Genomic DNA, 11265 nt, shown 5'->3' with positions numbered 1-11265 from the left:
CTACAACACCCACCGGCTGCACTCCACCCTCGGCTATCGATCGCCAGCCGACTACGAGAAGGCCACTACCTGAAATCCCTTATCCCGGTGTCCACCAAAACTTGACCACTACACAGCCCAAGCACCGCGTGTATCGCAACCCAGCAACCCTCTCCCCAACCCTCTCCCTGAAGGGAGAGGGAGCTAAAAGCGAGGACTCACCCCATGCAAACCAAGCTCCTGATCAATGGCCAGCTCGTCGCCGGCGAAGGCCCCAGCCTCGCTGTGCTCAACCCGTCCCTGGGCAGCGCCCTGGTGGAAATCGCCGAGGCCAGCCCGGCCCAGGTGGACGCCGCCGTGCGTGCCGCCGACGCCGCTTTCCCGGCCTGGTCGCAGACCCCGCCGAAGGACCGCGCCACCCTGCTGCTGAAACTCGCCGACACCATCGACGCCCACGCAGAAGAACTGGCCCGCCTGGAATCACAGAACTGCGGCAAACCCTACGCCGCCGCGCTGAACGACGAACTGCCGGCCGTCGCCGATGTGTTCCGCTTCTTCGCCGGCGCCAGCCGCTGCATGAGCGGTTCTGCGGCAGGTGAATACCTGCCCGGCCACACCTCGATGATCCGCCGCGACCCGGTCGGCGTGGTGGCCTCCATTGCGCCGTGGAACTACCCGCTGATGATGGCCGCCTGGAAGCTCGGCCCGGCCCTGGCCGCCGGCAACACCGTGGTGCTGAAACCCTCCGAGCAGACCCCGCTGACCGCACTGAAGCTCGCCGAGTTCATCGCCGAGATTTTCCCCGCTGGCGTGGTGAACCTGGTCTTCGGCCGTGGCCCGAGTGTCGGTGAGCCGCTGGTGACCCATCCGAAAGTCCGCATGGTGTCCCTGACCGGCTCGGTCGCCACCGGTTCGCGCATCATCGCCGGCACCGCCGACAGCGTGAAACGCATGCACATGGAGCTGGGTGGCAAGGCGCCGGTGATCATCTTCGACGACGCCGACATCGACGCCGCCGTGGAAGGCATCCGCACCTTCGGCTTCTACAACGCAGGCCAGGACTGCACCGCCGCCTGCCGCATCTACGCGCAGAAGTGCATCTACGAGCGCTTCGTGGCCAAACTGGGCGAAGCCGTGGGCAGCATCCAGACCGGCCTGCAGGACGACCCGGCCACCGAGCTCGGCCCGCTGATCACCGAGCAGCACCTGGAACGCGTCGAAGGCTTCGTCCAACGCGCCGCCGCCCTGCCGCACATCCAGGTGGTCACCGGCGGTGCGCGCGTCGACGGCCCGGGCTTCTTCTTCCAGCCCACCGTGCTCGCCGGCGCTCGCCAGGACGACGAGATCGTCCGCCGCGAAGTGTTCGGCCCGGTGGTTTCGGTCACCGCCTTCGACAGCGAGGAGCAGGTGCTGGAATGGGCCAACGATTCCGACTACGGACTGGCCTCTTCCCTCTGGACGTCCGACGTCGGCCGCGCCCACCGCCTGTCCGCGCGCCTGCAGTACGGCTGCACCTGGGTCAACACTCATTTCATGCTGGTCAGCGAAATGCCCCACGGCGGCGTCAAGCACTCCGGCTACGGCAAGGACATGTCCATGTATGGGTTGGAGGACTACACCGCCATTCGCCACGTGATGTTCAAGCACTGATCCGGCCGCCGCTCGCTTGCCCGGGCGTTGTTGAGAAGAGCGTCGAAATGCTCATGTACAACAGTACATTCCGCGTTCTCCGCACTTCTCGCCTAGCCCGCGCGGCGTGAGCGACGCCCGGATTCGCGCCACCTCAAACAGGAGCACGAGCAATGCGTAACACCTTGCGTAATTTCAGCTTCATCCTGCTTTGCACCCTGGCCGGGATGGCCCAGGCGGCCGACGATGCCAAGGCCATAGTCGCCGGCTACATGGCTGCCTGGAATGCTCACGATGTCGACAAGGCCGCCAGCTTCCTGGCCGAGGACGCGGTGTACTTCGACGCCACCGTCGGTACGCCGCAACAAGGCCGTGCCGCTGCCCGCGACAACGTGATCAAGGTGTTCATCACCGCCGTGCCGAACCTCACCTGGAAGATGACCAGCGAGCCCATCGTCAGTGCCGACGGCATTGCCTTCCAATGGGAATTCGCCGGCACCAACAGCGGCGCCTGGAGTGCCGAAACCCCGGCCACCCATAAGCCGCTGAAGTTCGAAGGCGTGAGTTTCATCCGCGTGAAGAACGGCAAGATCACCTACCAGGGCGACTACTACGACGCCCTCGGTTTCAACAAGCAGCTCGGCTGGTAAGCCGAAGCTCTCCGGAGCGCCCTGCAGGTCGGGCAGAGGTATGAAGCCCAACGCATCATCGTTGGGCTTCTTTCACCACTCTCGCCGGAATCCCCCCGCTGGGGGCGCTACGCATGGGGTCCCGCTACCCTTCGACTCCCGCCGCCGCCGCCAACCCCTTCTCCGCCAGCCACGCCGGATTGAACAACCGCCCGGCATACAACCCACCCCGGTCGCAGAGCAGGGTGACGATCCGGTGACCCGGCCCGAGCTGTCGGGCGACTTGCACGGCGGCGGCCAGGTTGATGCCGGATGAACCGCCGACGAACAAGCCCTCCTCCCGCAGCAGGTGATAGACCATGGCCACGCAGGCGGGATCGTCCACCTGAACGGCGTCGTCTATGGGGGTGCCTTCGAGGTTGGCCGTGATGCGCGTGGTGCCGATGCCTTCGGTGATGGAGCTGCCCTCGGCCACCAGCTCGCCGCGTTTCACCCAGTTGTAGAGCGCACTGCCCATCGGGTCGGCGAGCACGATGCGGACCTGTGGATCACGCGACTTGAGGTAGCGCGCCACGCCAGCCAGGGTGCCGCCGGTACCCGTGGCGCAGACGAAGGCATCCAGCTGGCCGTCGGTTTCAGCCCAGATTTCCGGGCCAGTGGTCTCGAAATGGGCCTGGCGATTGGCGACGTTATCGAACTGGTTGGCCCAGATGGCGCCCGGCAGCTCGGCGGCGAGGCGCCCGGCGATCTTCTGGTAGTTGTCCGGGTCCTTGTAGGGCTTGGGCGGCACCGGCCGCACTTCAGCTCCCAGGGTGCGCAACAGGTCGAGCTTTTCCGGCGACTGGTTGTCGGGAATCACGATGATGCAGCGGTAGCCCCGTGCCGCGCAGATATGCGCCAGGCCTATGCCGGTGTTGCCAGCGGTGCCTTCCACCACGGTACCGCCGGGATACAGCAGGCCCTGGCGTTCGGCGTCGTCGATGATGGAGCGGGCCGCGCGATCCTTGACCGAGCCGCCGGGGTTGAGGAATTCGGCCTTGGCCAGGATGTCGCAGCCGGTCTCGGCGCAGAGGCTATCCAGACGCAGAAGTGGCGTGTTGCCGACGCCGCCGATGAAACCTTCGCGAATCGCCATGCTGCACCTCCCGCAGGTGCATGGGGACGAACAGTTTCAGTCTAGCCGCACGCTAGTGGGACTGGTCCTCTTCGAACTTGTGCTTGATGAGATCCGAGACGGTTGCCGTCATGACCGCCGTGGAAACCCCGAACATCAGGATGCCGTTGGCGGCCTCCAGCGGGCCCAGCAGCCGCCATTGCTCGGTCATGACAATGTCGCCGTAGCCCAGCGTGGCGAAGTTCACCCCCGAGTGATAAATCGCCGTGGCGAAGCTGTCGAATTCCCCCAGCATCAGGAACAGAGCCCCCCACACCGCCATCTGGACGAAATTGCCCAGCAGCATCACCAGCATCACCGCCGACAGCAGCAGCGTGACGCGCCAGCGTGATAGATGAACTCTTCCGCCTCGCACGTAGTGGATGTACGGCCTCAGGCTGAAGGCCACGAACACCGACTGCATGAACAGGCAGAGCACCATCACGGGAATTCCAACCAGCAGATTGATCAGCATCGAACAAACCTCTCAAAGGGCGGCACGGCCTTGCCGGTGAAAACGCCGGCGGTCGATCAGGTAGACCGCCACACAGGCGTACAGGGTGACGGCGATGAACAGCCCCATACGTACCGCGAAGGCGGTGTAGACATCCTTGCCAGCCTCGCTGTCCTGCACCGACTGCCCCAGCAGGATGATCAGGGTCACCAGGGTGTTCATCCAGAATCCCGGTGTCTGTCGGGTCGCCACCAGCGCATAGAGCCGGCGCGCCAGCAGCAGCCCGAACAGGAGCATCCAGAGAAAGAACATCCACAGGTGCGGGAACAGGCTCAGGGCAGCCCAGAACAGCATCGCGAGCAGGCCACCGAGCAGGGTCGAGCCCAACAGCTCGCGCCCGGCATTGCGAGCGGAGGCGCCGCAGACCTGCTGGCCCAGGCTGACCGCCTTCATGATCAGCGGCATGTAGCTGGAAGGGTCGATCAGCGCCAGCAGGAAAGCTGGCAGCACTACCAGTGCGGCACGTAGCGCAATCCAGGCAGATTCGCTGTCTCCCAGCACCGGGCGGCTCGGCGAGGCCGGGGCACTGGCCGGCTCCGGGAACAGCCAGTGGCTGACCGCAGCGACCAGCACGGCGAGCACGATGCCCTTGGCCAGGGCCTCGATGACCGTGACCGCCAAGCCGAAATCGAAGGTGCCGGCCGCGGAAATCATGGTCAGGCCGACCACCAGGAACTGCGTCACCAGGGGATTGCCTCCGCGCAGGCCGTAGCGGAAGCAAAGGAACAGGCACAGCCCCACCAGCAGGAAGCCACTGGGCGGCGCATGGCGCAGCAGCGGGATCATCAGCAGGCCGCTGCCGGTGGTCAGCATGATGAGCAGGGCCAGGGCCGGGGCCGCCTTGAGGGGCAGCGGGCGGTTGTTGGTGACCAACAACAGGAGGACGAAGATCGGCGGCAGGAAGGGTATCGGCACGGCAAAGCCGAAGCTGATCGCCAGGCACAGCGCGACACCGCTGGCCATGCGCAGCGCCCGTCGACCGCGTGGATCGCCGTCAGTAGGCATAGGACAGCCAGCTCATCAGGTAGATGAACAACCGGCCCAGGGGATTGAGCGGATTGCCCTCGCTCGGAAACGCCATGACCTCCGCCTGGCCACCGACGCGCAGGCCACGCAGCTGCTCCAGTTCATCGGGGGCGAACTCCACGATCACTGGGAAGCGCTGCGCCGGGCGCAACCAGTCGCGGCTGTTATCCACAGTCGGCAGGGTGCCAGGGGCCGGGGCCTGCCCGACGCTGACGCCATACCCGATGCTGCGTACCTTTCCGTCGAACAGCCGTCCCGGCAGGGCGTCGAGCACGATGGCCACGGGCGTGCCGACCTCGACATGGCCCAGGTTGTTCTCGGTCATCTCGGCGCTCAGCCACAGGTCGTGGATGGCGATCTGGGTCATGACCGGGCTGCCAGCGCCGACGTACTGGCCGACATCGGTGCGCAGGTCGGTGATCAGGCCAGCGGAACGGGCCTTCACCCGGGTATTGGCCAGATCGAGTTCAGCTTTTTCCAACGCGGTGGCGGCACTGCGCAACTGCGCGTTCTCCTCATCGCTGCCGCCCTGCTGCTCTCGCGCGCGCTGCACTTCGGCGCGTGCCGCTGCCACCTGGCTGATGGCCTGCTCGAGGGTCGCCCGCGCCCCTTCCAGGCGACGCACGGAGATGGTGCCCGGATCGTCCTGATACAGCCGCTCCAGGCGATCGTTGTCTTGCCGCGCCTTCAGTTCATTGGCCTGGGCGGCTCGCAGCGACGCCAGTGCCGAGTCGATGGCGGCTGTGCTGGCACCGATCTGTCGGCGAACGGTTTCGAGATCGGCCCGGGCGCGGTCGGCGGCGATCTGGTACTGCTCCGGGTCCACTTCGAAGAGCACCGCGCCGGCCTCGACGTCCTGGTTGTTGCGCACATGCACCTTGGTGACCCGGCCGGCGACTTCGGCCGCTACCGGCACCACGAAGGCCTGCACCCGTGCCTGCTGGGTATAGGGGGTGAATCGATCCGCCAGGAGGTACCAGGCCAGCGTCAGGACGATGACCAGCGCCACCCATTTCGTACCCTTCGCGGCCGCATCGGGCGCTCCGGCTGGTTCGGGCTTCGCCGTTTCCTCGGCCGGGGCCTGCGGTTGCTCGCTCATTCTCGTTCACCTTGCTCGGTATCAGCGTCTGGCCCGGCCGCAGCCGGCGGCTCGTCCAGCAGATCGTCCCAGTCGGTACGCCGTTGCATCTGCTCGCGGGTGGAGTCGTCGATCATGGGGCCGTCCCGGTACCAACCACCGCCGAGGGCCTTGTACAAGCCGATCAGGTTGCTGACTGCATCACTGCGGCTGAGCAGGTAGGTTTCCTGCTGCTGGAACAGCTCGCGCTGGGCATCCAGCACCCGCTGGAAGTCGGCGAAGCCTTCGATGTATTGGGCGTTGGCCAGGTCCAGCGAACGCAGGGCAGACAGCGCGCTCTCGCGGCGGATGCGCTCGCTTTCCAGCGCCTTGGCCAGCCCGGTGGCGGCGTCGTCGGCCTCGCGCGCGGCCTGGCGCACCCGGTCACGGTAGGCCTCGATCAACTGCTGCAAGCGGGCGTCCTGCACGCGCACGTCGTTCTTGATCCGGCCGTGGTCGAACAGGTTCCAGGCCAGGCTGGGACCGCCGACCAGGTCCAGGGTGTCCGATGCGCCATCTAGGCTCGAGGCACTCCAGGCAATGCTGCCCAGCAAGGCCACCGAGGGATACAGATCGGCCTCGGAGAAACCGATCAGCGCCGACTGGGCGGCGACCGCCAGTTCGGCTGAACGCACATCCGGCCTGCGCAGCAGCAGATTGGCCGGAACATCCTGCAGCACCGCAGCATCGGGAAGCGGAATGAGCCCGGCCCGCTCGGCCAGCTCAGGCAAGGGGCCCGGTGGCCGACCGATCAGCACGGCAAGTGCGTTGCGCGTCCTGGCTACCTGGCTCTCCAGGTCGGGAATGGTCGCCAGGGTGCCCAGGTACTGGGTTTTCGCCTGCTGGAAGTCCAGTTCGGAACTGTCGCCACTGCGGAACAGCCGCTCGGTGATCTCGAAGCTGCGCTTCTGCCGTTCCGCGTTTTCCTGGGCGATGCGCAGGCGAGCCTCGAAAGTCCGTAGGACGAAGTAGGTATCCGCCACCTGGGCACGCAGCAGCACCAGGGCGTCTTCGTAGTTGGCCCGGGCAGCGAAGTAGGCCGCATCCGCAGATTCGATGGCGCGACTGAATCGGCCCCAGAAGTCCAGTTCCCAGGCAATGTCGAACGCGGCGCCATACTGCCAGGAATGGCTATCCTGGGGATTGCGGCCACCGGACTGGTCACGGTCCAGGTAGAGGCTATCGGCACTGGCCTGTTGGAACTGCGGGTAGCGACCACTCACTGCGATACCCAGTTGCGCACGGGCCTCCATCACCCGCAGGCCGGCAATTTCGAGGCTGGCGTTGTACGCGTCCGCCTCGGCGATCAGGGCATCCAGGGTCGGGTCCTCGAACACCCGCCACCACTGCAGGAAGTCCGGCTCCGGTCGGTCGAGGCTCATCTGCTCCAGCGCGGGGCTGCTCCAGTGCTCCACCCAGGGCTCGCGGGGCGACTGAAAATCCGGCCCCAGCCGCACACAGCCGCCGAGGCCAAGCACACCGAGCAGGATCAGACGGAAGGCGACGGAGTGGACCATGGCACCGGGTCCGGCTCAGGTCGCTCGCCCCTCCTCTTCCGCGTTCGCGTCCAGCGCCGTGGGCTGGTCCTCCACCCAGTGCCAGAAGAGCATGTAGCCGACGGCCAGCATGACCGGACCAATGAACAGCCCGATGATGCCGCCGGTGACCATGCCACCCAGGGCGCCGATCAGCACCACGGGCATCGGCACGTTGACACCACGTCCCAGCAGCAGGGGTTTCAGGACGTTGTCCGACATCCCGGCAACGAAGGTGTAGATGGCGAAGACGATGGTGCCGGCGGTCGCTCCTTGGGTGGCGAACACGAAGATGATCACCGGAATGGTGATCAGCAATGCGGGCAGTTGCATGATGCCCAGCAGCAACACGCCGAGCGCCAGGAGGCCAGCGCCCGGGATCCCCATCAGCACGAAGGCGATGCCCACCAGCAGCATCTGGATGAAGGCGATGCCGACCACGCCTTGGGCCACTGCGCGAATGGTCGCCGTGCAAAGATCGGCGATCTGCGGGCCGCGGTCCGGCCCGGAGATGCGCGAAGCGATCTGTACGGCACTGCGGTGACCGTTCTCGCCAAAGGCCATGAAGATACCTGCCACGATCAATGCGGCGATGAACAGCAAAAAGCCCGCCCCTACGCCGGCCAGCTTGCCGAACATGCTCATGCCGAAGCCGCGCAGGTGGGGCAGCAGCTTCTTCATCAGGCTGGTCAGGTCGACCGACGCCTGCTGCCAGAAGTCGAACAGAGGCTGGCCGATCAGGGGCCAGCTGGCAACGGACGCGTTGGGTGATGGAATGTCCAGCTCACCGTCTTTGAAGAGTGCAATGGCCCCCTGCACCGACTCGGCCATGGAAGACGCCAGCAAGTAGATCGGCACCATCAGCAGGATCAGGGAAACCAGGACGATCAGCGTGGCCACGTGGCCATCACGCATGCCCATCTTGGCCTTCAGGCTCTGATGCAGTGGGTAGAACGTGACCCCCAGGATCAATGCCCAGAGCATCAGGTTGAGGAAGGGATGGAAAACCTGGTAGCAGGAAATGGCGAGGATCGCGACCAGGCCTGCTCGAATGAGCACGTCCATCAGACCGCGAGACAGGATCCTTTCCGAAACGGAACTTGGCAGCATCGAACTCTCCTTCTGCTGTAGCAATCAGGCAAAACCAGTCGGACATTCCTACTGCTTGGCAGCGATCCAACGGACGTACGGCGCGAGATCCTCAAGCCGCACTGGAGTCTGATCCAAGTCATTTCTGTTCAATGATCGTCATTTCTGTCGGTTCCCGGCCTCGACACCCCTATCGTGTCGAGCCTGCAGCGACATCTGCGATCCGCTGCTGAATCGGCTGAATACCAGCATAGTCGCTACTCGACGATTGGTAGTCCCCTTGCGAGACGGGCTCTCGCAAGGGATGCCCACTGGCGTGCGCCGGGGGGGGCGATACGGATGTGGCGTCGGCTTGGGATCAGGCCGTCGGCTCGCCGATATCCTCGTTCCACAACTCCGGCCGGGCTTCGATGAATTCCTCCATGAGCTTCACGCACGCGGCATCCTGCAGGACCTCCAGCTCCACGCCACGGGAGCGCAGCAGTTCCTCCTCGCCCATGAAGGTGCGGTTCTCGCCGATGATCACCTTGGGAATCCCATAGAGCAGGATGGCGCCGCTGCACATGGCACACGGCGACAGCGTGGTGTAGAGCACCGCCTCGCGGTAGACGCTGGCGGGCTGGCGGCCGGCGTTCTCGAAGGCGTCCATCTCGCCGTGCTTGATCGCACTGCCTTCCTGAATACGGCGGTTATGGCCCCGACCGATGATGCGGCCCTTGTGGACGATCACCGAGCCGATGGGAATCCCGCCCTCGGCCAGGCCCTGGCGGGCTTCTTCGATGGCGGCTTGCATGAAAGGGTCCATGGTCGTTCCTTGTTATCCAGTGGGTGAGCCAGGTTGTTTACGCGACCGCATCCTTGTCCTGCAAGGCCTGCTTCGCCAGCCAGATGCGGTAGGCATTGATGCCGGCACGTACCGAGCTGAACACCAGCGGCGGTTTCAGCTCGCCAAACTGCCCGGAGCGTTGCAGCAGGTCGTGGGCCGGACCGAAGAGACGGGCAAAACCGAGAAAAACGCCCCGGGCCGCGAGGGTTTCCTGCACCTCACGCAAGGTGGCCAGGCCCGTAACATCCAGGTTGATCATGGTTTCGGCGTTGAGCAGCACCGCGCGCGGGTCTTCCGCCCGCTCCACCACAGCCAGCAGGCGCTGCTTGAAGTAATCGGCATTGAAGAACAGCAGCGGCGCGTCGAATCGGTAGATGATCAGCCCCGGCAAGGTGGTGGCCTGTGGATAACGCCCAAGCTCCACCTGGCCGTCCACACCCTCCACCCAGCCAAGCTCCGCGTCGCTGGGGCGATAGGTGAGGTACAACAGGCGCAACAGGGCCAGGGCTACGGCAACGAAGATGCCGGGCAGCACACCGACACCCAACACGCCCACGGTTGTCAGCAGGCAAAGGCCGCACTCGAAGCGGCTGAGGCGCCAGAAGGCCTTCAGCGCGCGGAAATCGATCAGCCCCCAGCCGGCCAGCATCAGCACCGCGCCCAGGGCTGCGATCGGCACCCAGGCCAGCGGGCCGTGGAGGAACACCAGCACCGCGACTATCACCAGGGCCACCACCACGCTGACCATCTGCGTCTTGCCGCCCACCAGGTCATTCACCGCCGTGCGCGAATCCGCACCGCTGATGACGAAGGACTGCGACACCCCGGCGCCGATGTTGGCCAGCCCCAGGGCGATGAATTCGCGGTTGGCATCGATGGCGTAGCCGTGGCGGGCGGCGAAGCTGCGCGCGGTGAGCATGGCACTGCAGAAGCTGACGACGGTGATGCCGGTGGCGTCGCGCAGCAGGCCGAGCAGCTCGTGGTAGTTGGTCTTCGGCCAGCTCAGCTCCGGCAGGCCGGCCGGAACGGCGCCCAGCAGCGCCACGCCGTGCCGGTCCAGTTGCAGCCAGACGGCCGCCACCGATGCGAGCACGAGGGCGACCAGGGAGACGGGCAGCCGCGGCCAACGCCTGGGCAGGAGGATCAGCAGCAGCAGGGTGGCGGCCCCCAGCCCCAGGGTCGGCAAGTGGGTATTGGCGAGGTTGCGGATCATTGCCAGCAGCCCGGCGATGAAACCGCTGGTCTCGCTCTGGTAACCCAGCAGCTTGCCCAACTGCCCGGCCAGCAGGCTGAGCCCGATGCCGTTGAGGTAACCCACCAGGATGGGTCGCGAAAGGAAGCTGGCAATGAAACCGGCGCGAATGAATCCGGCAACGATGGACAACAGGCCGACCATCACGGCGACGATCATCGACAGGTGCACCAGGCGCTGCGGATCGCCGGCGGCGAGCGGTGTGATGGCTGCGGCGACCATCGCGGCGGTGGCTGCGTCGGGGCCGACCATCAGTTGCCGCGAACCACCGACCAGGGCGTAGATCAGCATCGGCAAGATGCAGGCATAGAGGCCGACCTGCGCGGGAAAGCCGATGATCTGCGCATAGGCGATGGCGGTGGGAATCTGCACTGCGGCCACCGACAGGCCAGCGACGATGTCGGTGCGCAGCCATTCTCGGCGGTAATGGAAGCGGCTGGCGTAGTCACGCAGCCAGTGGGTCATACGCATGGGAGTCGTCCCCGATTCGACTCCAGAAGCTTAGGCCCATAACGC

10 protein-coding genes are annotated in these 11265 nt (G+C 65.5%); 2 read left to right on the top strand and 8 right to left on the bottom strand.

Going from position 1 to position 11265, the window contains the following annotated elements:
- Positions 1-204 precede the first annotated feature (204 nt).
- Together FFS60_RS24755 and FFS60_RS24750 are read left to right on the top strand one after the other, a co-directional pair.
- Positions 205-1629, top strand: coding sequence for a gamma-aminobutyraldehyde dehydrogenase (locus tag FFS60_RS24755; protein ID WP_137823455.1), 1425 nt, complete (start codon positions 205-207; stop codon positions 1627-1629).
- Positions 1630-1781: 152 nt separating this feature from the next.
- Positions 1782-2258, top strand: coding sequence for an ester cyclase (locus FFS60_RS24750; RefSeq protein WP_028627388.1), 477 nt, complete (start codon positions 1782-1784; stop codon positions 2256-2258).
- Positions 2259-2382: 124 nt separating this feature from the next.
- Here the strand turns inward: FFS60_RS24750 and FFS60_RS24745 are convergent, their stop codons facing one another.
- From FFS60_RS24745 to FFS60_RS24710, 8 genes are all read right to left on the bottom strand, one after another.
- Entirely contained in the window at positions 2383-3372 is a 990-nt protein-coding gene (locus FFS60_RS24745; protein WP_137823454.1) for a cysteine synthase A, read from the bottom strand.
- Between the two features lie 52 nt (positions 3373-3424).
- Complete coding sequence (locus tag FFS60_RS24740) at positions 3425-3865, bottom strand: potassium channel family protein (RefSeq protein WP_137823453.1); 441 nt, start codon at positions 3863-3865, stop codon at positions 3425-3427.
- Positions 3866-3877: 12 nt separating this feature from the next.
- The gene (locus FFS60_RS24735) at positions 3878-4909 is read right to left on the bottom strand and encodes a DUF2955 domain-containing protein (RefSeq protein WP_028627385.1); all 1032 of its coding nucleotides are present in this window, start codon (positions 4907-4909) and stop codon (positions 3878-3880) included.
- Positions 4899-6029, bottom strand: a complete 1131-nt coding sequence (locus FFS60_RS24730; RefSeq protein WP_137823452.1) for an HlyD family secretion protein — start codon at positions 6027-6029, stop codon at positions 4899-4901. The genes FFS60_RS24735 and FFS60_RS24730 overlap by 11 nt, the downstream gene beginning before the upstream one ends.
- Positions 6026-7564, bottom strand: a complete 1539-nt coding sequence (locus FFS60_RS24725; protein ID WP_137823451.1) for an efflux transporter outer membrane subunit — start codon at positions 7562-7564, stop codon at positions 6026-6028. Before FFS60_RS24725 ends, FFS60_RS24730 begins: the two co-directional genes overlap by 4 nt.
- Positions 7565-7579: 15 nt before the next feature.
- Positions 7580-8692 carry an AI-2E family transporter gene (locus FFS60_RS24720; protein ID WP_137823450.1) on the bottom strand — a complete coding sequence of 371 codons (1113 nt, stop codon included), beginning with the start codon at positions 8690-8692 and terminating at the stop codon, positions 7580-7582.
- A 337-nt stretch (positions 8693-9029) separates the two neighbouring features.
- Positions 9030-9476, bottom strand: a complete 447-nt coding sequence (locus FFS60_RS24715) for a nucleoside deaminase (RefSeq protein WP_137823449.1) — start codon at positions 9474-9476, stop codon at positions 9030-9032.
- Positions 9477-9513: 37 nt separating this feature from the next.
- Positions 9514-11220 carry a SulP family inorganic anion transporter gene (locus tag FFS60_RS24710; protein WP_137823448.1) on the bottom strand — a complete coding sequence of 569 codons (1707 nt, stop codon included), beginning with the start codon at positions 11218-11220 and terminating at the stop codon, positions 9514-9516.
- Between the last annotated feature and the right edge of the window lie 45 nt (positions 11221-11265).

The organism is Pseudomonas sp. D(2018) (assembly GCF_005502555.1).
GTDB classification, from domain to species: Bacteria; Pseudomonadota; Gammaproteobacteria; order Pseudomonadales; family Pseudomonadaceae; genus Metapseudomonas; species Metapseudomonas resinovorans.
The sequence above is the reverse complement of the archived record's forward strand: the minus strand, read 5'-3'. Positions and strand labels throughout refer to the sequence as shown.

Bases quoted from the DNA above. Each gene is read 5' to 3' on its own strand.
- FFS60_RS24750 (WP_028627388.1), top strand. From the start codon at position 1,782: ATGCGTAACACCTTGCGTAATTTCAGCTTCATCCTGCTTTGCACCCTG.
- FFS60_RS24745 (WP_137823454.1), bottom strand. From the start codon at position 3,372: ATGGCGATTCGCGAAGGTTTCATCGGCGGCGTCGGCAACACGCCACTT.
- FFS60_RS24720 (WP_137823450.1), bottom strand. From the start codon at position 8,692: ATGCTGCCAAGTTCCGTTTCGGAAAGGATCCTGTCTCGCGGTCTGATG.
- FFS60_RS24730 (WP_137823452.1), bottom strand. From the start codon at position 6,029: ATGAGCGAGCAACCGCAGGCCCCGGCCGAGGAAACGGCGAAGCCCGAA.
- FFS60_RS24755 (WP_137823455.1), top strand. From the start codon at position 205: ATGCAAACCAAGCTCCTGATCAATGGCCAGCTCGTCGCCGGCGAAGGC.
- FFS60_RS24710 (WP_137823448.1), bottom strand. From the start codon at position 11,220: ATGCGTATGACCCACTGGCTGCGTGACTACGCCAGCCGCTTCCATTAC.
- FFS60_RS24740 (WP_137823453.1), bottom strand. From the start codon at position 3,865: ATGCTGATCAATCTGCTGGTTGGAATTCCCGTGATGGTGCTCTGCCTG.
- FFS60_RS24715 (WP_137823449.1), bottom strand. From the start codon at position 9,476: ATGGACCCTTTCATGCAAGCCGCCATCGAAGAAGCCCGCCAGGGCCTG.
- FFS60_RS24725 (WP_137823451.1), bottom strand. From the start codon at position 7,564: ATGGTCCACTCCGTCGCCTTCCGTCTGATCCTGCTCGGTGTGCTTGGC.
- FFS60_RS24735 (WP_028627385.1), bottom strand. From the start codon at position 4,909: ATGCCTACTGACGGCGATCCACGCGGTCGACGGGCGCTGCGCATGGCC.